General features: G+C 55.0%; 15 protein-coding genes and 6 pseudogenes. 4 read left to right on the forward strand and 17 right to left on the reverse strand.

Annotation, left to right across the window (positions count from 1 at the left end; genetic code table 11):
- Positions 1-34: 34 nt before the first annotated feature.
- The 6 genes and pseudogenes from JCM12308_RS07610 to JCM12308_RS07635 all read right to left on the reverse strand — a co-directional run bounded on the left by JCM12308_RS07610 (position 35) and on the right by JCM12308_RS07635 (position 6,581).
- Positions 35-1,432 carry a glutamine synthetase family protein gene (locus tag JCM12308_RS07610; RefSeq protein ID WP_054783350.1) on the reverse strand — a complete coding sequence of 466 codons (1,398 nt, stop codon included), beginning with the start codon at positions 1,430-1,432 and terminating at the stop codon, positions 35-37.
- Between the two features lie 34 nt (positions 1,433-1,466).
- Entirely contained in the window at positions 1,467-2,444 is a 978-nt protein-coding gene (gene speB, locus JCM12308_RS07615) for an agmatinase (RefSeq protein WP_054783351.1), read from the reverse strand.
- Positions 2,445-2,458: 14 nt separating this feature from the next.
- Positions 2,459-3,277: an ABC transporter permease gene (locus JCM12308_RS07620; protein WP_054783352.1), complete on the reverse strand. Its 819-nt coding sequence runs from the start codon at positions 3,275-3,277 to the stop codon at positions 2,459-2,461.
- Positions 3,274-4,229 (reverse strand): annotated as a pseudogene (locus JCM12308_RS07625) (ABC transporter permease subunit). The gene JCM12308_RS07620 and the pseudogene JCM12308_RS07625 overlap by 4 nt, the downstream one beginning before the upstream one ends.
- An 8-nt stretch (positions 4,230-4,237) precedes the next feature.
- Complete coding sequence (locus tag JCM12308_RS07630) at positions 4,238-5,386, reverse strand: ABC transporter ATP-binding protein (RefSeq protein ID WP_054783353.1); 1,149 nt, start codon at positions 5,384-5,386, stop codon at positions 4,238-4,240.
- A gap of 89 nt (positions 5,387-5,475) precedes the next feature.
- Positions 5,476-6,581 (reverse strand): annotated as a pseudogene (locus tag JCM12308_RS07635) (polyamine ABC transporter substrate-binding protein).
- 176 nt (positions 6,582-6,757) lie between these two features.
- Here JCM12308_RS07635 and JCM12308_RS07640 point away from each other — a divergent pair.
- From JCM12308_RS07640 to JCM12308_RS29335, 4 genes and pseudogenes are all read left to right on the forward strand, one after another.
- Entirely contained in the window at positions 6,758-7,444 is a 687-nt protein-coding gene (locus tag JCM12308_RS07640; protein WP_208978363.1) for a GntR family transcriptional regulator, read from the forward strand.
- 180 nt (positions 7,445-7,624) lie between these two features.
- Positions 7,625-9,015, forward strand: a pseudogene (locus JCM12308_RS07645) (aspartate aminotransferase family protein).
- Positions 9,016-9,038: 23 nt separating this feature from the next.
- On the forward strand, positions 9,039-9,983 hold the full coding sequence (locus JCM12308_RS07650) for an NAD(P)/FAD-dependent oxidoreductase (RefSeq protein WP_208978364.1): 945 nt from the start codon (positions 9,039-9,041) through the stop codon (positions 9,981-9,983).
- Positions 9,923-10,387 (forward strand): NAD(P)/FAD-dependent oxidoreductase, encoded by a 465-nt coding sequence (locus JCM12308_RS29335; protein WP_208978365.1) that lies wholly within the window; start codon positions 9,923-9,925, stop codon positions 10,385-10,387. The genes JCM12308_RS07650 and JCM12308_RS29335 overlap by 61 nt, the downstream gene beginning before the upstream one ends.
- 3 nt (positions 10,388-10,390) lie before the next feature.
- Here JCM12308_RS29335 and JCM12308_RS07655 read toward each other — a convergent pair.
- From JCM12308_RS07655 to JCM12308_RS07700, 11 genes and pseudogenes are all read right to left on the reverse strand, one after another.
- Positions 10,391-11,790 (reverse strand): annotated as a pseudogene (locus tag JCM12308_RS07655) (GH1 family beta-glucosidase).
- Positions 11,771-12,133, reverse strand: a complete 363-nt coding sequence (locus tag JCM12308_RS29340) for an ABC transporter permease subunit (RefSeq protein ID WP_208978392.1) — start codon at positions 12,131-12,133, stop codon at positions 11,771-11,773. Before JCM12308_RS29340 ends, JCM12308_RS07655 begins: the two are co-directional and overlap by 20 nt.
- Before the next feature lie 1,424 nt (positions 12,134-13,557).
- The gene (locus tag JCM12308_RS07665; protein WP_083416952.1) at positions 13,558-14,310 is read right to left on the reverse strand and encodes a basic amino acid ABC transporter substrate-binding protein; all 753 of its coding nucleotides are present in this window, start codon (positions 14,308-14,310) and stop codon (positions 13,558-13,560) included.
- Between the two features lie 63 nt (positions 14,311-14,373).
- Positions 14,374-15,402 carry a LacI family transcriptional regulator gene (locus JCM12308_RS07670; RefSeq protein WP_054783355.1) on the reverse strand — a complete coding sequence of 343 codons (1,029 nt, stop codon included), beginning with the start codon at positions 15,400-15,402 and terminating at the stop codon, positions 14,374-14,376.
- Between the two features lie 341 nt (positions 15,403-15,743).
- Positions 15,744-16,292 carry a carbohydrate kinase family protein gene (locus JCM12308_RS29345; protein ID WP_208978366.1) on the reverse strand — a complete coding sequence of 183 codons (549 nt, stop codon included), beginning with the start codon at positions 16,290-16,292 and terminating at the stop codon, positions 15,744-15,746.
- On the reverse strand, positions 16,289-16,549 hold the full coding sequence (locus JCM12308_RS29350) for a carbohydrate kinase family protein (protein ID WP_208978367.1): 261 nt from the start codon (positions 16,547-16,549) through the stop codon (positions 16,289-16,291). The genes JCM12308_RS29345 and JCM12308_RS29350 overlap by 4 nt, the downstream gene beginning before the upstream one ends.
- 46 nt (positions 16,550-16,595) lie before the next feature.
- Positions 16,596-17,654, reverse strand: a complete 1,059-nt coding sequence (locus tag JCM12308_RS07680) for an ABC transporter ATP-binding protein (RefSeq protein WP_054783356.1) — start codon at positions 17,652-17,654, stop codon at positions 16,596-16,598.
- A gap of 90 nt (positions 17,655-17,744) precedes the next feature.
- The gene (gene argH / locus JCM12308_RS07685) at positions 17,745-19,145 is read right to left on the reverse strand and encodes an argininosuccinate lyase (RefSeq protein ID WP_128647348.1); all 1,401 of its coding nucleotides are present in this window, start codon (positions 19,143-19,145) and stop codon (positions 17,745-17,747) included.
- Positions 19,142-20,019 (reverse strand): annotated as a pseudogene (locus JCM12308_RS07690) (carbohydrate ABC transporter permease). The gene argH and the pseudogene JCM12308_RS07690 overlap by 4 nt, the downstream one beginning before the upstream one ends.
- A 1-nt stretch (position 20,020) precedes the next feature.
- Positions 20,021-20,911, reverse strand: a pseudogene (locus JCM12308_RS07695) (carbohydrate ABC transporter permease).
- A 233-nt stretch (positions 20,912-21,144) separates the two neighbouring features.
- Positions 21,145-22,398: a sugar ABC transporter substrate-binding protein gene (locus tag JCM12308_RS07700; protein WP_014286110.1), complete on the reverse strand. Its 1,254-nt coding sequence runs from the start codon at positions 22,396-22,398 to the stop codon at positions 21,145-21,147.
- Between the last annotated feature and the right edge of the window lie 250 nt (positions 22,399-22,648).

The following is a 22,648-nucleotide window of genomic DNA, read 5'->3' on the forward strand; positions in this document are numbered from 1 at the left end:
CTTCCAACACAGGGACCATGCTTTCGATGAGGTGTCAGACCTTCCTGGCGTAGGTCTGACACTCAAATCCTGTGATTGTTGTTGCGAATACCTCGTATTCTGCCGTTCTGCTGGTGCCGTACATGCGGTGGAACTCTTCTGTACTCATCTGTTCAGCGGCCTTGCTTTGCAGCCATGTCTGGATGGCGACTTCCCAGTTTCCGGTGAGGTGGTCATATTGGGTCAGGTCGGCCTCCAGTGTGATGGGCATGCCGGGGTCGCTTTGGTTTTCAAGGCCGAGATGAATGCCTTCCAAAATCGCAGCAACAACCAGATAAGGGTTTGCATCTGCGCCAGCTACGCGGTGTTCCAGCCGTGCGCCTTTGCCGTGGGTTGCAGGCACGCGAATGGCAGCGGCGCGGTGATCGTAGCCCCAGCAGCACGTGATGGGGGCGTAGGAGCCGGGTTGCAGGCGGCGATAGGAATTGGCGTGTGGGGCAAACAGAATTTGCATGTCCAGCATGGTGTCCAGCAGGCCGCCAATGGCATTGCGGAGCGCGGGATTGGCTTCTTCCGCTGTGCCGCTAAAGATGTTGGTGCCATGTGCATCCAGCAGACTGGTGTGAACGTGGAAGCCGCTGCCGGTTTCTTCGCCGTATGGCTTGGACATGAACGTGACATCCATGCCGTGTTTGCGGGCGATGTGGCGAACAACACGTTTGAACATCAGACAATGATCTGCCGCTTCCACCGCGCTTGGCACGTGCAAGAGGTTGATCTCGAACTGGCCGTGGCCGAACTCGGAAATGGTGGTGTCTGCCGGGATATCCTGAATCTTGCAGGCCTGATTGATCTCCATGAGGAGAGGTTCAAACTGGGCCATGATGTCCAGATCATAAATCTGCGAAGCTTCCAGGCGTTGATTGGTGCCGGGAATGCAAGGTGGCAGTGGCAGGCCGGTTGGGCCGGGTTCAATATCGATGAAGTAGAACTCCAGCTCCGTGGCGACAACGGGTGTCAGGCCCTTGTTCTGGAATTTCTTCTCCACCGTTTCCAACACGTAGCGTGGGTCCAGCGGAGTTGGTTTTTGATCATCAATTTCAAAGAGTGTCACCAGCACCTGTGCGGTCGGCACTTTAGCCCATGGCACGAGCTTCAAAGTTCCGGGAATGGGAATGCACACACCGTCCGGATCACCGCGCTCGATGGCGAGGCCAGTTGCTGGAACATCGACGCCCCATATGTCCAAGGCGACCGTTGAGAGAGGCAGACGGACACCGCCTTCTGTCAGCTTTTGCAGCATTTCGGCAGGCAGCCATTTGCCTCTGAGCGGGCCGCAGAAACCTGCGTAGAGGATCTCGATCTTTTCCAGATCCGGGTGTTGTTTCAGGAAGGCATCGGCTTCTAGGCGAAACTGATCCAATTGCGGCTTTACAGCGGTCAGGGTAGGCATGCGAACTCTTCTGGTCGTGATCTGGTCTGTTGTTTTATCTGGTGGTTTGGCTGGCGTAGATGCATAGCAAGTCCAGCGCTAATGTGGCTCCGGCAAGAGCCGTGATTTCAGCATGATCGTAGGCAGGCGCCACTTCCACAAGGTCCATGCCTTTCAGGTTTATTCCTGCAAGTCCGCGCAGTATCTCGCGTGTTTCTCCGGTGTTCAGCCCGCCGACCACTGGTGTGCCTGTGCCCGGGGCAAAGGCTGGGTCGAGGCAGTCGATGTCAAAACTGATGTAGCAAGCGCTTTGTCCGGTGACTTTAAGCATGCGATCAATGGTGGCCTGCGCCCCGTTATTACGCACCCAGTCCGCCGTAATTGTGGTGAGGCCTTGCGTGTCTTCATTGTTGGTTCTGATACCAACCTGTATCGATGTTTCCGGATTGATCAGGCCGTCTTTCACAGCCCTGTAGAACATGGTGCCGTGATCGATGCGGGTGGAGTTGTCCGTCCATGTATCGCTGTGGGCATCAAACTGGATGAGAGACAACGGCCCGTGCTTTTGGGCATGTGCCTTGAGCATGGGGTAGGTGCTGAAGTGGTCTCCGCCTAGCATGAGTGTAGCGACATCTGCTTGAAGAACCTTAGCAGCCTGACGTTCCAGCTCCTCAGGAACACTCATGGGATAGCCGGGATCGAAGATGAAATCGCCGTAATCGACAACGGCAAGTCGGTCGAACGGGTCAAATGACCAGCCCCATGCATGATCCCAAGCCAGAATAGAGGAGGCTTGCCTGATGGCGCGTGGGCCAAAACGGCAGCCCGGCCTGTTGCTGACGGAGGTGTCGAATGGAATGCCCAGAACGGCGACATCAACGCCCGTCAGGTCTTTCGTGAATTTGCGGCGCATGAAGCTGAGCGCACCGGCATAGCTGGATTCAGCTATGGTGCCGTAGGGCGTGGAGCGGGTGTAGGCCAGATCTCCATGCGAGTATTCATCCAGCGAGGATGGGTGTTTTACATCAGACACGTTTCGTTCCTCGATCAGGTTGAGCTTATGGCCAGCCGTTCTTCCTTCATGCGCTTGACCTGTGCCTGTTTTGTGACCAGCGAGGCGGTGACCACGCCAACGGCAACGACAGCGATGAGGATGGAAGACAGGGCATTGATTTCAGGTGAAACGCCAATGCGCACCTGAGAATAGATTTTCATGGGCAATGTTGTGGCGCCGGGGCCGGAGGCGAAGGAGGCAATGACCAGATCATCCAGCGACAGCGTGAAGGCCAGCAGCCATGCGGCCAGAATGGCCGGAAAGATGACGGGCAGTGTCACCTGCATAAAGGCTGAAAAGCGGGTGCAGCCCAGATCCAGTGCGGCTTCCTCAAGGCTGCGTTCAAACGTTACCAGACGGGCGGAGACGACAACGGCGGCATAGCACATGGAAAAGGTGATGTGGGCCAGCGTGACTGTCCAGAAACCTCTGGTGAAGTCCAGCGAGACGAAGAGCAGGAGCAGCGACAGACCGGTGATGACCTCTGGCATGACCATGGGTGCATAGATCATGCCCGTGAACAGGGTTTTGCCGTGAAAGGGGCCAGCGCGGTTGAGAACGAGTGCGGCCATGGTGCCGAGCACGGTGGCGACGCTTGCGGAGATGAAACCGACGCGCAGTGTAACCCAGGCGGCGTTGATGAAACTCTCATTGAAGAAGACGGACTGGTACCATTTGGTGGAGAAACCTGCCCAAACGGTGACCAGTCTGGATTCATTGAAAGAGTAGATCATCAGCAGGATGATCGGTAGATACAGGAAGGCAAAGCCGAGTGTGAGCGTTGTGGTGTTGAACCAGTTGAAGCGGGTCATTGGCTGGCCTCCGCTTGTTTCTCCTGCTGTTTCTGGAACAAGATGATGGGCAGGATCAACATGAGCAGCAATAGGATTGCCACCGCTGAGGCCACCGGCCAGTCTCTATTGGAGAAGAATTCCACCCAGAGCGTTTTGCCGATCATGATGGTGCTGGAGCCGCCCAGAATATCAGGAATGACGAACTCACCCACCGCAGGAATGAAGACGAGGAAGCAACCCGCCCATACTCCAGGCAGGGAAAGCGGAAGCGTGATGACCCAGAAGGCCTTCATAGGAGAGCAGCCAAGATCCGTTGCCGCTTCCAGCAATGATCCATCCAGTTTTTCCAGCACGGCGTAGAGCGGTAGCACCATGAAGGCAGGTAGGAATAGACGATGCCGATGTAGATGGCGGCGTCTGTGTTCAGGATCGTCAGTGGCTCATCGATGATGCCTGTCCAGAGCAGGAAGTAATTGAGGAAACCTTCTTTTTTCAGAATGCCAATCCATGCGTAAACGCGAATGAGGAAGCTGGTCCAGAAGGGCAGGATCACCAACATCAACAGTGTTGCTCGCCACTCCTTGGGAGCTTTGGCCATGGAGTAGGCGATCGGGTAGCCGATCAGGAGCGTGAGCAAGGTCGAAACCGAGGCGATCTTGAGGCTGCTGAGATAGGAGTTCAGATAAAGCGAGTCTTCGGTTAGCCAGACATAGTTCTCCAGATCAAACGCCTGCAACATGGCCCAGAAGCCTTGCCAGCCTTCAGCAAAGTCGAAGGTTGGAAAGTAGGGCGGACGTGCGAGGATGACATCTGACAGGGAGATCTTGAGAACGATCGCGAATGGCGCGAGGAAGAAGATCAGGAGCCAGATGTATGGGACAGCAATGAGTAGTTTGCGGCCCCAACCTGCGTCCAGATTGGTGGTATCCTGCGTTTCTTCCGTGGGTGAGGTGATGTCTGCAACGGCCATGGCTCACCTCACGTTTCCAGAAAGACGCCGGCGCCTTTTTCCCAGTAGACATAGACGGTGTCTTCCCATGTGATTGGGCGGTCGGCGAGGTGTTCGCGGTTGGACACCTGCGTTTTCAGGATCGTGCCGTTGGAAGCTTTGACGTGGTAGGTGGAGATGTTGCCGGTGTAGCCGATATCCCAGACTTCACCTTTCACGCAGTTGTCTGTGTTCTCTGGTTTGTCCTTGGAGATGCGCAGCTTTTCCGGGCGTACGGCGAGCCATGCTGTGGTGCCTGCTTGTGGGCGCAGTTTGGTTGAGACGGCTAGCGGCGTCTCGCCTTCCGCCCAGTGGAGGCTGGCTGTTTCGCCCGTGGTGACGTCGACGTGGCCTTCGATGATGTTGACGTCGCCAAGGAAGTCTGCGGAGTAGCGGGAGTTCGGGTACTCGTAGATTTCAGCGGGTGTGGCGACCTGAACGATCTTACCGTGGTCCATCACAGCGATGCGGCTAGCCACCGTCATGGCTTCTTCCTGATCGTGGGTGACGATGACGAAGGTGAGGCCGAGCTGTTCCTGAATGTTCATCAGCTCAAACTGGGTCTGCTCGCGCAGCTTGCGATCCAGTGCGCCGAGGGGTTCATCCAGCAAGAGGAGTTTGGGTTTTTTGGCAAGCGAACGGGCAAGGGCAACGCGCTGCTTCTGGCCGCCTGAGAGTTGGTGTGGCTTGCGTTTGGCGAAGGGTTCCAGCTGCACCAGCGACAGCATTTCTTCTACGCGTCGTCTGATTTCTGGCTTGGGCGTCTTTTCCTGCTTCAGTCCGAAGCCGATGTTCTGTTCCACCGTCATGTGCGGGAAAAGGGCGTAGGACTGGAACATCATATTGACGGGCCGCTTGTGAGGCGGGGCTTTTTGTAGATTGCTCTGGCCGAGCATGATGTTGCCTGCTGTGGGGTATTCAAAGCCAGCCAACATACGCATCATGGTGGTTTTGCCGCAGCCGGATGGGCCGAGAAGGGCAAAGAACTCACGCTCGTAGATGTTGAGCGTTAGATCCTCTATGGCAGTGAAGTCGCCGAACTTCTTCGTGACATTTTCAAAACGCACCAAGGGTTCCTGGGTGGGATCTTCCCAAGGTGCGAACTTGCAGACTGGTTGCGTGTTGACCAGAGTTTCCATAGTGGCCCGCTCCACTCTCTGTTTTCATTGCGCTTCCGAGGAAACATGGGAGCGCGCGGGCAATGAAGATTGCCCGCGGCAGCCAGGAGTTACTGACCGGACTTCACAGCGGTCCAGGCACGGGTCACAACGCGCTGAATTTTTGGCGGGTAAGGAGTTGTGACGTATAGGTTTTCCATGGTCGCTTCATCAGGATACACCGCTGTATCTTCCAGCACTTCCTGATCCAGATACTCATGAGAGGCTTTGTTGCCGTTAGCGTAGACCACGTAGTTGGAGGCCTTGGCGATGACATCCGGGCGCATGATGTAATCCAGGAACATATGCGCTTCCTTGGAATTGGCAGCGTCTGTCGGGATTGCCATCTGGTCAAACCACATCAAGGCGCCTTCCTTCGGGATGATGTAGTTGACGGTTACGCCGTTGTCCGCTTCCGCGGCTCGGTCACGCGCCTGAAACACATCACCGGACCAGCCGATTGCGAGGCAGATGTCGCCGTTGGCAAGGGCGTTGATGTACTCGGAGCTATGGAACTTCTGCACGTATGGACGGATGGTTTTGAGCAACTCTGCAGCTTTCTCGATTTCCGCTTTGTCGTGGCTGTCCGGGTTCAGGCCAAGGTGGTTGAGGGCTGCCGGGATGAGCTCTGTTGGAGCATCCAGCATATGGATGCCGCAGTCCTGAAACTTGGCGAGGATGCCCGGATTGAAGATGATTTCCCAGCTGTCGACCGGCTTACCATCCAGACGCTTGGCGGCGGCTTCAACATTGTAACCGATGCCGGTGGTGCCCCACATGTAGTTGATGGAATAGCGTTGCCCGGATCGTAGATGGAAGTTCTGTCGGAGACGACGGACCACATGTTCTTCAGATTGGGAAGGGCATCCTTGTCCAGCTTCTGGAAGACGCCTGCCTGAATTTGCCGTGAAAGGAAGCTGCCGGTTGGAACAACGATGTCATAGCCAGTGGTGCCTGCGAGCAGTTTGGTTTCCAGAACCTCGTTTGAATCGAAGACGTCGTAATTGACCTTGATGCCGGTTTCAGCCTCGAAATCCTTCAGGACGCTCTCGTCGATATAGTCTGACCAGTTGTAGACATTGACGATGCCCTCTGCCTGTGCTGCGCTGGCTGCGAGTGCAACCATCATCGCGGTTGCCACAGTTCCCGTCAGTCTGGACTTGAAGTTTGAGCTCATTTCATCTTCCCCTCAAATTGCTGCGCAGCATTGGTGCTGGCCTGTCTGGATCCGGCAGTCTCCGTTGTTCTTTTTTGTGTGCCTGTTTTGAAAGATGACCACAGAATTCTCAGCTAGGCAATAGTTTGTGATCAAATTATCTTTGCAGCTGGTTCGTGGGCTTCTATAGTTCTTTCATGAGTAAGATGACTTTACAAAGTGCTGTTGCAGCTGACGCGGGCATCCCAGTGCATGAGCAGGTTTACCGGCAGTTGCGGGAGAGGATTTTGTTTGGAGGCTTTCTTCCTGGTAAGGCCGTGACCCTGCGTGGTCTGGCGGATGAGCTGGGGGTGAGCGCCATGCCGGTACGCGAGGCTGTACGGCGCCTGATTGCAGAAAATGCGCTGGAATTACACGGTAATAGACGTGTTTCCATTCCCGATGTTTCCCAAGAGATTGTCGATGAAATTTGGTCTGCTCGCCGCCTGCTGGAAGTGGAGCTGGCATCTAAAGCTCTGCTCCATTTGGGTGATGATGATATAAAGGCGCTGCAAGACATTGATGATCAGATAGATCTTGCCTTGGAGACAGGCGATGTCGAAGGCTACATGCGCGGAAACTACGAGTTTCATTTTTATCTGTACTCAAAAAGTCGGTCCGAAGTTCTTATCAAGCTCGTCAAAAACCTATGGGTTCAGTTCGGTCCATTCATGCGTCTTGTTTACGGACGGTCCGGCACTGCGAATCTAGAAGACCAGCACAAACAGGCTTTGGAGGCGCTGAAAGCACGAGATCAGAAGGCACTGCAAACTGCTTTGGAAGAGGACATCGCGCAAGGAATGGGGTTCATCCGCGAGTCCCTCAGCCTTTCTGAAAAAGCCTGATGATCTGTTGCTTCTCGCAGTGTTTCTATGGTGCGAGAGCCAACTAGCAAGATGGCGATGGTGGTCGGGGTTGAGACATAGAGATTGACTCTCTCTCATTTGTGATCACAAAATAATGGGGAGTTTGCTTCTCTTGCCCAGATTGCGCGGCAGGTATGTTTTCGGAAGGAAAGACCCCCCATGGACTATATCGCTAATCTTCCGCCAACCCATGTTCTTCAGGAAAAAGATGCAGCCCACCATCTGCATCCGTTTACGGATACCAAATCCCTCAATGCTAAAGGCACACGCGTGATCACGCGGGCTGAGGGTGTTTATCTCTGGGATTCTGAGGGACACAAAATCCTTGATGGAATGGCTGGGCTCTGGTGTGTGAATGTGGGGTATGGCCGTACGGAGATCATTGAGGCGGTTCATCGGCAGATGCAGCAGCTGCCGTACTACAATACGTTTTTCCAGACTTCGCATCCGCCAGCCATCGCGCTTGCAGGGAAAATTGCCCAACTGGCACCGGACCAGCTGGATCATGTGTTCTTTGCGGGCTCTGGATCCGAAGCTAATGACACCGTAGTGCGTATGGTGCGACATTATTGGGCGAGTGAAGGCAAGCCGACCAAGAAGACCATCATCTCTCGCCACAATGCTTATCATGGGTCCACCATGCAGGGGCCAGTCTGGGCGGCATGAGTGCGATGCATGCGCAAGGTGGGCTGCCAATTCCTGATATCACCCACATCAACCAGCCTTATTGGTATGGCGAAGGTGGAGACATGGACCCCGCCGAGTTTGGTTTGATGCGGGCGCGCGAGCTGGAAGCGGAGATTGATCGCCTTGGCGAGGACAACGTGGCCGCGTTTATTGGTGAGCCTATTCAGGGCGCGGGTGGTGTTGTTATTCCGCCGAAGACATACTGGCCTGAGATCCAGCGTATCTGCCGGGAAAGGAACATCCTGCTGATTGCAGATGAGGTGATTTGTGGGTTTGGGCGGACTGGTAACTGGTTTGGTTCGCAGACATTCAACTTCAAACCAGATCTGATGCCGATCGCCAAAGGGCTGTCTTCCGGCTATCTGCCGATTGGTGCTGTTGTGGTGAGTGAGAAAGTTGCCAAGGGCTTTATTGAGCATGGCGGTGAGTTCTACCACGGCTTTACCTACTCAGCGCACCCAGCTGCGTGTGCGGCGGCACTGGCGAACCTTGAAATCATCGAGAATGAGCGTCTGCCCGAAAGAGTGGCGAATGATACAGGGCTGTATCTGGCTGAGAAATGGAAGATGCTGGGAGAGCATCCTCTGGTTGGAGAGGCGCGGATTTGTGGACTGGTTGGGGCTCTGGAGCTTTCGCCGGACAAAGCACACCGTGCGTCGTTTGAAGCTGAAAGAGGTACTGTTGGCACTATCTGCCGGGATCATTGCTTTGAGAGCGGGTTGGTGATGCGCCATGTTGGCGACAGCATGATCATCTCACCGCCGCTGGTAATCACGCGCAGCGAGGTGGATGAGCTGATTGAAAAGGCGCATCGTGCGTTGGATATGACGGCTGCCGATGTTACTGCTCAAGGCATCAAGTAGCTTTTGAGGAGGCACAGACTCGGTTGAGTTTGCAGCGCATATTTCAGGCTGATGCTTATGGTCAGCAACCGGTGACACAGAACTTCTGGCATCGTGCATTTGAACCGGAAGTTCTGGGTGAACCCTTGCAGGAGGAGCACTCCTGTGAGGTTGCGATTGTTGGTGGTGGCTACACGGGCCTGTCTGCCGCATTGAAGCTTGCTCAGCAAGGCGTTGATGTTGCTGTGCTGGATGCCCGGCATATTGGCTGGGGCGCCTCAGGTCGCAATGGCGGGTTCTGCTGTCTGGGTGGGACCATTGCGGAGGATGATGAGCTGATCCGACGCTATGGCGAGGTTGAGGCGCGGCGGTATTTTTATGCGGAGCGAGCTGCCATTGATCTAGTTGCCGAGCTGCTGGATCAGTATGAGATCGACGCAGATGTGGCCTCAAAAGGGGAAACGGTCTTAGCGCATAAACCGCGGCGTGTTGATCAGCTGAAAGATACGGCTGCCGACATTCAAAAACGCTACGGGATCAGCTGCCATTTTCATGGCAAGGATGAGCTGACTGAACTTGGAATGAACGCGTCCGGGCTCTCCGCTGGCCTGACAATTCCCGTTGGGTTTGCCTTGCACCCTTACAAGTACGCGCGCGGCCTCGCTGCTGCTGTGAAGTCTCAAGGTGCACGTTTTTATGAGCAAACTGAAGTGCTAAGCATCGTGCCTGCTGATGATGGGCAGTATGTTCTGAAGGTGCGTAAGGGGCATTTGCGCGCGCAGAAGGTGTTGCTAGCCACTAACGGATATTCTTCTGAAAATATGCCGGAGTGGCTGGCGGGCAAGTATCTTCCGGTGCAATCCAATATCCTGATGACACGCCCGCTGTCTGAGGAGGAACTCAAGCGTCAGGCTGGTTCTCCAATCAGATGGCATATGACACGCGGACATTGCTGCATTACTTCCGCCTGCTGCCGGACAATCGGATGATGTTTGGCATGCGCGGCAGTGTAAGCGCGGCGCCTCAGGCGCGAGAGCGGATGAGACAAGCGGCGCGGCGAGACTTGGAGCGAATGTTCCCGGAATGGGCAAAGGTGGAGACACCGGACTTCTGGTCAGGTCTGGCGTGTCTTACAAACAATCTGGTGCCGTTTGTTGGAGCTGTGCCCAACACATCCGGGCTATATGCAGCCTTTGGGTATCATGGAAACGGAGTGGCCATGGCGACTTATGCCGGTCAGTTGATTGCCCATGAGATGTTGGGTGAGGCGACCAACTTAGCATATCCAGCGTTCCTGAAAACGGCGCCGACACTGTTTCCGTTTGGATCTATGCGGCGCCATCTTCTTGCTCTCAGTTACACGTGGTTTTCGCTGAAAGACCGGATATTCTAGGCCTCAACTTTCCTGCAGTTTGCCTTGCAGTTGGCCGGCGACCATGGCGTAAAGCTTGCCACTCTGTTTGATGGTGCGTTTTTGAGTTCCGAAGTCCACATGGATCAGACCAAAGCGTGGCAGGTAGCCTTCGGCCCACTCGAAATTGTCCATGAGGGTCCAGCAGAAGTAACCCTTGAGCGGGATGCCATCCTCAATGGCTCTGGCGGCTTGTTCCAAGTGAGTGAGCATATAGGAGCTGCGATCCCAATCCTGAATGCTGCCATCCGCCTCCACTGTATCTGGAAACGCTGCGCCGTTCTCCGTGATGTAGAGTTGCTTCGGTGAGTAGTTGGTGTTGACGTACTGGAGGATGTCATAGAGGCACTGTGGATGCACTTCCCAACCCATCTGGGTGTATTGGCCCTCAGGTAAATGTCGCTTGAAGTTGACTGGTGCGAATTCCGTTCCGTCCTCAATGACAGACCTGCGGTAGATGTTGATGCCGAGGTAATCGAGTGGCTGCGCGATTTCGTCGAGATCTCCGGGTTCTATGGCAGGTAGGACGTCTTTGTAAGTCTCCAGCATGTCAGCGGGATATTGGCCTTTGAAGATAGCATCCAGATACCAGCGGTTCTGGCAGCCTTCAAAGCGTCGTGCAGCATCTATATCTGCCGGGGCATTGCTGGCTGGTGTGACCGGGTTCAGGTCCAGGACGATGCCGATCTGTGCGTCTGGGACGTTCTTGCGGATGACAGGTACAGCTTTGCCATGGGCGAGGAGGGCGTGGTGGCTGGCGGTCAGTGCTGCTTTTGCTCCGCCGCCGAGGCCGGGAGCATCCTCTTTCAGGCCATAGCCCCACCAGGTGAAGGTGAAGAGCTCGTTGAAGGTGGTCCAGTGTTTGATCTTTGCGCCCAGTCGCTTTGTTGTGATGTTGACGTAGTGGACGTAATCCTCCACCAGATTTCTGCGCAGCCAGCCGTTGCCTTCTTCCTGTAAGGGGAGTGGCAAATCCCAGTGATACAGCGTTGCGTAGGGGGTGATGCCTGCCTCCAATAGCAGGTCAGTCAGGCGCTCATAGAAGGCAAGGCCATCTTCGTTTATTGGGCCTCTGCCGTTCGGCAGGATGCGTGACCAGCAGATGGAGAAGCGGTAGGCGGTGAGGCCGAGCTCTTTCATCAGGCGACGTCTTCTTCCAACCGGTGGTAATGATCGCAGGCGATGTCGCCGTTGGTGCCATCTGCGATGTTGCCGGGGATGTGGGTGAAGTGATCCCACACGGTTGGACCGCGGCCACCTTCGTTGATGGCGCCTTCAATTTGGTAAGAGGCCGTTGCGGCACCCAGCACCATATCTTTTGGAAGGCTGATGGAGTTTGCCAGCTGCTGGAGGCGCTCCAGTTTATTAGTGTGATTTGCGCTCATAACGTCTCTCGATTGATTTGATTATGCTGGCTGCGCCCAGTGTGAGGACCACATAAAGAATTGCAGCGGAGTTGAACGGGGCGAAGGGTAAGAAGCTGCTCGCCTGAAACTCTCTCATACGCTGTGTAACGTCGCGAACGGAGAGGATGGACAGCAAGGATGTGTCCTTGAGCATGGCGATGAACTCGTTGCCTAGTGGCGGTATGACGATGGACAGGGCCTGAGGTAGAACTACAAAACGTGCGACTTGCCAACGGCTTAGGCCAAGGCTTCTGGCCGCTTCGATCTGCCTTTGGGAACAGCGAGAATGCCAGCACGGAAGATCTCTGCCATGTAGCGGAATAGCCGATGGAAATGGCGACGATGCCGCGGGTCATGTTGGAAAGGTTGATTGCTCCGTCCGAGGCGCTCTTGATGGCGCCGCTGAGGGGCAAGCCAACGTAGAGGATGATCACCAGCATTGGGATGCCGCGGACGGTGTCGATGAAGAACTCTGCAGCGATGGCGAGTGGGTGTTCGGCACGGTAGATCGAGCAGACCACCAGTAGCATTGTGAAGAAGCCGAGCACGCCAAATGTGATGGCCGGGTACTTGCTTTCATCCGGCAGAAACGATGTTTGCCAGATGAGGTTTGCATCGGCTGGAACCGCCTCAGTCGGTATGAAGGCTGCTGATACACGTTTGTTCTTTTCAACGGTGATCAATGCGTGGCTCGGATCCTTCACGCTTCGGATGTCGATGCTGGTGTGGTTAGCGCCGTCATACTCTCCGAAACGGATCTGGTCGGTGACTGGTTGTGGTGTGCCCTTGATGATGGCGACGCGGCCTTCCAGAGAGCCGATCAGGCTGTAGGACTGCTGGGGCTGCATGACGAAGAAGGCGCACAGGCCGAAGAAGATAAGTGCTGCGATGGAATAGAAGAGGTTGGTGTGTTTCTTCTTCTCAAGGCTTTGCAGGCCAGCCCAGATCAGGCCGAGGATCATGGAAGCGAAGTAGGCGAAGAATGCTGCTCGTAGTGTCACCATCAGGCCCGCTGCAAATCCGGCATGGGCTACGAACAGGATGTAGAACGCTCCAAGTGCATTGGTTAAGAGTAGTAGGGTCAGTCCGTATCTACTTAAAGAAACAAGGGCTTGCTTTGACTTGCTGAGAAAATGAATCAGTAGCAGGCCAAGTGAGGCAATCAGGTAGGCGAAGGTTGCTTTGGAGAAAATGCTGAGCACCAGTACCTGGGCTTCAGGCGTGAGCTGGCGTGGTCTGACGGCCTTTTGAATGAGATCGGATGTGTACGGATCAACGCTGTTGGCGACGATGGAGTCTACGAAGATGGACAGGTCTACGGCATTGGTGGCGATCAGGGCCAGAAGCGTAAAGTAGATAATCAGAGCTGCATTCTGGCCGAGTTGGCTGGCTTTGCTTTTCTCTGGATTTTTCAGCAGAGAGTAGGCCAGCCAGAAGCCTGCGCAGAAGATTGCGAGCGCGCAGAGAAAGCTTGCGAACAGCGTGCTGGCGTTCTCTCCGATGCCGACAATGGCGTAGATTGAGCGCTTGTAATTGTTGGTTGAGACAAACAGGTAGATGATGAAGGGCATTGCAGCAATGAGGATGACATTGCTGGGCCGCAGTGTTCTTAAGACATTCACGGGAATCCTCCACTCACATCAATGGGTTGATGTGTTTCGTGGATCGCTTCGATACATTGGGAGAGCGGGCTGCTCTCAGGGAACAGGCCCGCCCCGGAGGTTTAGGCGAAGTGCCTAAAAGAGATTAGTTCTCAACGCCCCAATACTTGGCGACGAGGGCATCCCATGTGCCGTCTGCTTTGATCTGCTCGAGGCCTTCGTTGAAGGCGTCAACCATTGGAGAGCCTTTCTGGAACACGATGCCGAGTGGGTCGGATTCCAGGCCTTTGATTGCAGCTGTCAGTTCGCCGGCAAACTCCTGCTCGTAGGCGTGGGCGGAGGTTCCGTCGATGATGACGCCGTCTACGTCAGCGTTTTGCAGGGCCAGGATGGCGGCTGCAAAGGTGTCGTAGAGGCGGGTGTTGTCGCGTGTGACGAGTTTTTCAGCCAGTTGGGCGTTGGTGGTGCCGGTTTGGGCTGCAAGTGTTTTGCTGCCGTTCTGGAAGGCGTCCAGTGAGGTGCCTTCATCTTCGACGCGCAGCAGGATTGCCTGACTGACAACGAGGTATGGATCAGAGAAGTCCATGGTTTTCTTGCGCTCGTCCGTGATGGAAACACCGGACATGACCACGTCGAATTCGCCCTGAACCAGCGCCGCAAAAATGCCATCCCATGCAGTGGTTACAAACTCTGCCTTACAATTAATTTTCGCGCAGATGGCGTCCATGATATCTACGTCAAACCCAACGATTTCGCCGGTTTTCTCATCAACGGTTTCCATTGGTGGGTAGGTGGTGTCGGAGCCGATTTTGAGGACTTGTCCTCCCAGATCTGCGGCTTGTGCGCCTGCGATCATCATGGTTCCAAATACTGTCGCGGCAATAAATTCACGTAACATATTATGCTCTCCTCATAATGTATTTGGGCTCAGCCAGAGCGCTGGGCCGCGTATGCCTGAAGCCTAAGGTTTCAGGCGGTCGTCCTGCCGTTCGATCAGTTGTGGCATGACCATTCTTTGGAGGTCTTGTGCCGGCTCTCCCTCTATGCGGCGAATGATGAACTCGCCGAGAGCCTTGCTGGTTTCTTCAATGGGCAGGTAATATGTCGTGATCGGTGGGGTGAAATATGCACTGACGTTGATGTCGTCGGTGGCGTTGACGATCGCATCCTTGCCGAACTCTATGCCCAGTTCGTGAAAGGCGGACAGCACGCCGAGTGCGCTCGCTTCGTTGGCGCAAATATAGGCTGTTGGCTTATTGTTGTGATTATACAATGCTTTAACAGTTGCCTTGCCGAATTCCGGTGTAAGCGGTCCGGTGGCGATGAAATCTGTTGGTGTTTTTATCCCCGCATCCTCCAGCGCTCGCAGGTAACCGCGTTGGCGCTGTTTTGAGTACATAAGTTCGTCTGGTGGGTTGATAGTGACGATGTTGGTGTGACCGAGGCGGAGGAGGCGGGCGGTGGCCTCATAGGACATTTGCTGGGAGTTTGCGTCCACATAAGAGTAGGGCGTGAAGTGCTCGCTCATGCCGTAGGTGACGAATGGAAAGTCTTTTTCCAGCATATAGCTGATGCGGGCGTCATCGGGGCGGGTGCCTGAGATGATGATGCCATCGGCCAGACGCTGCTCCACGATATTGCGAATTTCCTGAAAGCTGCTGTCAAAATCATCGACCGGATAGATCGCAGCGCGGTACATGGTGCCGCGCAGGGCGCCCATTATGCCATTGAGAATATTGGTATATTCAACACCCTCCCACTCATGGCTGCCGGTGGTTGGTGTGGTCATGACAACGGCGACGGAGTAGGTGCGGCCTGTACGCAAACGCAGGCCGTCGAGGTTGCGGACGTAGCCGATTTCCTCGGCGATTTGGCGCACGCGTTCCTTGGTCTTGTCCTTGACCGAAGAGCAATCCTTCAAAGCTCTGGAAACGGTGCCGACGGAAAGGTCAGCTTTTTGAGCGATGGTTTTGATTGTTGCGCGAGCCACTTTATGAAATCCGACAGTATGCGCTCTTCCGGAACCGAAAAAGCAATAATTGAAACGTTTGTATTTTAGGAATCAAAATTTTGATCTGTCAAGAATGGCTGAAAATATGGGATTTTTGGTCTTGTTGACGATTCCCTAAGAAATCAGAAAATACGTTTTAATTTTTGCGTTGCAATGTGCGTTGTTTTGTAAAAATTGCGTTGAAGAGGCAAAAGGGTGCGTTCATCGGTTATGCAGTGATGCGCGCACATGTGCTGCGGCTGCAAGCGATGCTGAGGATTGGGAGATGCGGGGATAGAAGGGGGATAAGGGCCACGGTGATCGTGACCCTTCTTGTTTGATTAAGGTGCGCCGCCGACGCGCATGACAGCTGCTGCGCCGCACTTATTCCCGTCGTGCAGGCAGGTCTCAATATCTGCACCACGTAGCCACGAGCTTAAGAACCCAGCATTGAAGGCATCGCCTGCGCCAGTGGTGTCGACCACGGGTACCGGGTCGGCGGCAACGGTGATCTCGCCATCGGGCGTTATGGCAGTTGCGCCTGCCTTGCCTTTCTTGACCACTGTGAGGGTCGGGCAGTTGGCCGGATCTTTCAAGTAACCCAGATGCTCAGCTTCCATTTCGTTGGGTAGGAACAGGTCCACCTGTGCGATGAGGTCCTGAACGTCTCCATTGAGCAGGCAGTTCTGATCCCAGGAGCAGTCCAGAGAGACGGTCATGCCAGCTGCTTTGGCGATCTCCAGAAGCTCTGGCAGCTCCTGCAGTGTTGCCAGCTCGCCGATATGCAGGTGTCTGGCTTTTGAGGCGCTGAAGGCCTCCAGCATGTCTCTTGGAACGGCGGTGCCATTGCGCTTGGTCAGGAAGGCGCGGTCTTCCAGACAGCCGATCACGGCTGTGACCTGTGCGCCATTGGCTGATCGTACGGCGACAGGCTCAGATCGACACCGCTGCGCTGCATTTTTTCAAGGATCGCAGAGCCGAACGGGCCGCCGGGCATGGACGCCAGCAGCGTGGTTTTGTGGCCCAACGCGGAAAGGTTGGCAGCGGTGATGAAACCGCCGCCTCCGGGTTCAACTGCCAGATCCTTGGCGTAGGTTTCTTCGCCTAGCGTGGCAGTTCGGTGAGCCCTGTAAAGATGAGGTCGCAATAAACCCGTCCCGCACAGACGATTGCCCCATCGGTTTCTTTTGAGGTCACCGGATAGCCTCCCCGGTGTCTGCATCAAACAAGTGAATGGCTTCAGGTGCTGCATGCAGGTTGACTGTGTCGCCTACGGCTGGTGGTGTTCTGCCGGAGGCTTTTGCAATGACTTCCTCATCGCCCACCTTCACGTAGGCGAGGGTGTCGGTGCCAAGAGGCTCAATCACGGAGACTTCGCCGGAGAACAGGCCTTCGCCTTCCTGAACGAGCAGCGCATCCGGGCGTAGGCCAACGGCGACCTTCTGGTCTTCGTTGAGCTTGGCGGTTGGCAGCTGAATGGCTGTGCCGTTTTCCAGCGCGATGGCTTCGCCCTTCACAATGCCCTTGAGCATGTTCATGGAGGGAGCGCCGATGAACTGAGCCACGAAGATGTTGGCTGGTTCGTAGAAGACTTCAAACGGCGTACCGACCTGCTGGATATGACCGTCTTTCATGATCACGATGCGGTCTGCCATGGTCATGGCTTCCACCTGATCGTGGGTTACGAAAATGATCGTGTTGCCAACGCGTTGGTGGAGCTTCTTGATCTCCAGCCGCATCTGAGTGCGCAACTGTGCGTCAAGGTTAGATAGCGGCTCGTCGAACAGGAAGGCGGCAGGGTCACGGACCATGGCGCGGCCAATGGCAACGCGCTGACGCTGGCCACCGGAAAGCTGGTTTGGCTTTCTGTCGAGCAGCTCTGTCAGTTCCAGAATGCCTGCGACTTCATCAATGCGGGCATCCTTCTCTTCCTTGGAGAGCTTGGAGGTGCGCAGTCCGAAGCCGATGTTTTTGCGCACGGACATGTGCGGGTAGATCGCATAGTTCTGGAACACCATGGCGATGTTGCGCTCTTTGGGCTCCATGTCGTTGACCACATCACCGCCGATGCGGATGTCGCCAGCGGAGACTTCCTCCAAGCCTGCGATCATGCGCAGGGTGGTGGACTTGCCGCAGCCGGACGGGCCAACCAGAACAACGAACTCGCCGGACTGGATGTCCAGATTGATGCCATGCAGGACCTGCGTGTTCCCGTAGGACTTAACGAGATTGTTTAGAGATACGGTGGTCAATCGATCACTCCTGCACTAGTTTTGCAAAAGCAGCGCTGCGCACCTTGGTGGCCTGCGCGCTTTGATCTACAAATGATTTGTTATTGGCTCTCAACGCTTGGCGGACTGCTTGTAGCTTTCTAAAGCAGCGTCCAATGCGCTTGGAGCTGGCCCGCCGGGGCGGGTGCGAATGGCAACGAAATTTTCTGCACTGACAGCATGCATGAACTGGTCTTCGCTCATGCGGGAGACCCTTTGTGCATGGGCCTCAAAGGCCTTGCCAAACGGGTCGAACCCATCACGCAGTGGCTTTTGCTCTGCGATCACAGCCTTGGCTGTTTCCGCTGCAATCTCATGGGCCTGACGGAAGGAGAGACTTTCCTCACGCACCAGCGTATCTGCCAGCTCTGTGATGGTGATGCAGGAGGCGTCCGTGTTTTTCGCCACGCGCTCCTCGTTGATGGAGCTTGCCGCAATGAGCGCTGCAAACAGGTCCAGCACGCGGCTGCCGCTTTCAAAGGCGGCGTAGCCTGCCTGCTGCACTTCACCCTCACTATCATTCATGTCGGTGAACGGGGTGTTGTGCATGGTGCCGACGATCGCATCGCAGCGTCCAACTGTGACAGACGCCAGATGGCGTAAGTGCTCAATTGGCACCGGATTGCGCTTTTGCGGCATGATGGACGAGATCTGCACCAGACTGTTTGGCACGTAGAGCTGGCCGACTTCGAATGCGCTCCAGAACTGCATGTCTTGAATGACGCGGCCCAGATGCAGGAACATGAGCTTCATGGCCGAGTAAAGGCCAGTCACGTAGTCAACTGAGGCAATACAGCCATAGGAGTTGAGCAGGGGCTCACTGAAGCCCAGCAGCTCTGCCATGCGTTCGCGGTTGATCGGGAAGCCGGAGGTGGTGATGGCAGCGGCGCCCATTGGGCAGTGGTCAATGCCAGCTCTTGCCAGCTTCAGGCGCTCCAGATCGCGCAGCAATACTTCCAATGCTGCGGACAGGTAATGGCCGAAGGTGGATGGCTGTGCCGGTTGCCCGTGGGTGTAGGCAACGATCAGCGTTTCCTTCTCGATCTCGGCTTTTCTGATCAGCACATCACACAGGTGCAGCGCCTGCTGGGTGAGGGCATCACAGCGTTTGGCCAGTGCCAGCTTGAAGACCGTGTGGTCCATGTCATTGCGTGAGCGGGCTGTGTGCAGCATGCCAGCAATGTCCGGGCCCAGACGTTTCTTCAGCTCAGCTTCTACGAGGAAGAAGTAGTCTTCGTACTCGCCAGTGTATTCCGGATCGGCATCGGCCAGATCTCTCTCGATCTCAACCAGCGCCTTGGCGATCTGCTTGCCGGTTTCCAGTGGCACGATGCCAGTCTCGCACAGCATCACCAGATGGGCCTGATTGATCTGTGTGATCGAGGTGGTGTGGTGTGCTTTGACCCCTTCAAAAAGCGGTGCGAGCACGGTGTCCTTGTAGACCGGATGCGGGAACTTGGAACTGTCGATCATCCTTTAAGCCCTGCCATTACTACGCCGCGAATGATGTAGCGCTGGAACACCAGGAATACGATCAGGGTCGGGATGGTTGAGATTGCTGCGCCGGTCATGATCAGTTCCCACTCCACCTGCGCTTCTACGGAGAAGGTGGTGAGGCCAACGGGCAGGGTGTACATTTCCTGACTGTTGGTGACGATGAGCGGCCAGATGAAGCTGTCCAGTTGCCGAGGAACACGAAGATTGCCAGAGCCGCCAGAGCAGGGCGCACCAGCGGCATGGCCACGGTCCACCAGATCTGCAGTTCATTGAGGCCATCGATGCGCGCCGCTTCTAGGAAGTCGTCCGGCACAGTTTCAAAGAACTGCTTCATGAGGAAGGTGCCGAAGGCTGTCATGAGGCCCGGGAACATGATGCCCCAGTAGGTGTCGAGCCAACCGAATGTGGAGCTCATCAAGTACCACGGAATGACCAGCATTTCGGTCGGGATCATCAGAGTCGACAGGATGGCGATGAAGATGATGTAACGGCCCGGGAAGGTGTACTTACACAGGACGTAGCCGACGAGGCTGTCGAACAGCACATTACAGATGGTTGTAATGGTGGCGATGAGCAGCGAGTTGGTGAACCAGCCGAAGAAACGGCCATCTTCCAGAACATAGGTGTAGTTCTCGATGGTTGGTTCTTCCGGGATGAGGTTCAGGTTGTAGACTTCAAACGGGTATTTGAAGGACGTGGACAGCATGAACACGATTGGCATGATCATGGCGATGCCGCCTGCAAACAGCAGGAGCCAGCGGATGAACTGTGCTTGACTGCGTTTTCTGCGGGCTGAGCTGCGCAGGGATGCAGCGCTCTTGCCTGTGTCCAGTGTTTCTGAAAAAGCCATATTACTTGTCCCTCATGACGCGCAGTTGCAGCAGGCTGACGACGAGCAGAACGGTGAACAGGACAACTGTTTGTGCTGCCGCATACCCCATGTCAAAAGAGTTGAAGGCCGTGTCGTAAATCATCAGAACCAACGGCTTGGTGGAGTTCAGTGGGCCGCCCGGATCGTTCGTGGTCATGTTGAAGACTGATCGAAGATGCGCAGGAAGCCGATTGAGGAGAAGACAACCAAAAAGACGATGGTTGGCTTGAGCAGTGGGATGGTGATCTCAGTCAGGGTTTCCCATGCGGAGATGCCATCAATGCGAGCTGCCTCATAATAGGTTTGCGGAATGGCACGCAGGCCTGCCATGAAGATGATGACCTGGAAGCCGAGACCTGCCAGATGGCCGGTGCCAGAATGGATGGCAGGGCGTAGGTTGTGGAGTTCAGGAACGGGATCTGCGGAATGCCGAAGGTTGCCAGAGCGTTGTTGAAGACGCCGATTGGAACCGGCTGGTAGAACCAGCGCCAGACCCATGCCATGGCCACAGCGCTGGTCATGAATGGCAGGAAATACAGTGCGCGGATGGTGCCGTGCATGAAGCGCAGCTTATCCAGATGGAACGCGATCACGAATGCCAGAAGCAGGGAAGTTGGTGTTCCCAGTATCAAATAGAGGAAGGTGTTGGCGAACACTTTCCAGAAGGTTGGATCGCTGAATAGCTTTACGTAGTTGTCGAACCCGGCCCAGCTGCGGGAGCCAAGCAGGTTCCATTCCTGAAAAGAGAGCAGAATGGCGTTCGCTGTTGGATAGAAGCGCACAACCACATAAAAAACGATCGGGATGGCGAGTAGCCCCATGCCCAGACGATCTGCTTTTGCGAGATCGAGAGCCTTTTATAAATCCCCAAAACCGCCCCCTGATTATAGCCGGAATTGCAGCAGTTTGCTCATAATATGATTCATGAGACTGCTCTAACTATTTGTTTTAAGGTGTTTTGTGGCTCTGCTGAAAGAGCCTTTGCCCTATATGCTGACCTTGAGATGTGAGGGCAAAGGGATCGCCCTCACATGCTTCTATTTTGCGTCGTGCTTCTTCCAAAGAGCGGGTTCCAACCTTCGCAGAAGCAGCGGTTTTTGACACTTAGTTATAGTAGTCGTCGAGGATCTTCTGCTCTTCGCCTGCTGCCTGAGCAAGGGAATCTTCTGCAGACTGACTTTCAAGACGCATACGGCCAACCATGTCCATCAGAGCCTGACGCTGACCACTTTCGTTGGCAAAGATGGTTGTCTTTGCATAGCCGAGGCCTTTGATGAACGGGCCGTAGACTTCGTGGTTTGCGTTTGCATCGGTCATCGCAGCAGATGGCTTTGCTGGAAGTTCGCCAACGGTGTCGAGCCAGACCTGCATGGCCTCATCGGAGGTCACGTATTTCATGAACTTGACGGCTGCGTCGTACTTCTCGCCAGTTGCCTTGGAGGTGATGCCGTTGACCCAGTAGGAGGAGTAGTTGGACTGGGTTCCGTCAGCAGCTGCTGGCAGTTCTGCCACGCCCCACTTGAGGCCGCGTACCTTGTTGAGTGCGCCGATGCGGAAGGAGCCATCGATGTGCATGCCTGCGCGGCCCGCCTTAAAGGCTGCCTGCGGTTCATCCATGAAGCCAGCTGCGGTTACTTTGTGGGTGAACTCAAGATCGGAGTAGTACTTCAGAGCGGCTTTACCGGCCTCTGTGTTGTAGTTCACCTTCTTGTAGTTATCCATGTACGGATCGCCGCCGAACTGGCGTACGAGCACTTCGCGGAACCAGTGGTGATCTTGTGCGTTCATGCCGGTGGTGATGCCCACAGTTGACAGGTTACCTGCGCCGTCTGTCTGGGTGAGCTTCTTGGCGGTTTCAACCAGCTCGTCCAGTGTTTTTGGCGGGCCATCGATGCCTGCTTTGTCGAAGAGACGTTTGTTGTAGAACAGAGCCAGCGAGCGCACTGCAGTTGGCAGAGCCATGTACTGATCGCCGCGCTTCATGGCCTGAACCATTGGGAAGAACTCAGCTTCGATTTCAGCTGGTGGGAATACGTCGTTTGGTAGCGGCTGGATGAGCTGCGCGTTGACGTAGTCGTTCAGCCAGCCATAGAACAGCTGCACCACATCCGGGCCCTGACCTGCAGGGATCGCTGCTGCCACTTTCGTGCGGTAATCCGCATACGGGAAGTGGGTCATCTTGACGGTGATGTCCGGATTTGCCTTCTCGAAGTTCTCGATCAGGGTTTCCATTGCTTTGACGCGTGGCTCAAAGAAATACTGCCAGTACTCAATTTCTACTGCCTGTGCGCTGCCTGCCGCATACATTGCGCAAGCTGCGGTGGTTGCCCCCAGCATCCACTTTTTCAATTGCTTCATTGACCCTCTCCTAAGTCCTAAAGTCGGAGCTGCCCTCTATTCCTCGCCCCAGCTTCTTTTGATAAATTGCGAAAAGAAATGTTCTTCTCTTAATATTTCACAATGCTGAACAGATTTAATTCAATTAAGTTGAATATTCAAGTGTTTTGAATTAATGGATAGATATGCATCGAAAAGCACCACTTAAAATCATTGGCTCAAACGCTGAAAGAACTCGACTTCACAATAGGAAAGTCGTTCTCGGACACTT

This window comes from Pseudovibrio denitrificans JCM 12308 (genome assembly GCF_001310815.1).
In the GTDB taxonomy this organism is placed as follows: domain Bacteria; phylum Pseudomonadota; class Alphaproteobacteria; order Rhizobiales; family Stappiaceae; genus Pseudovibrio; species Pseudovibrio denitrificans.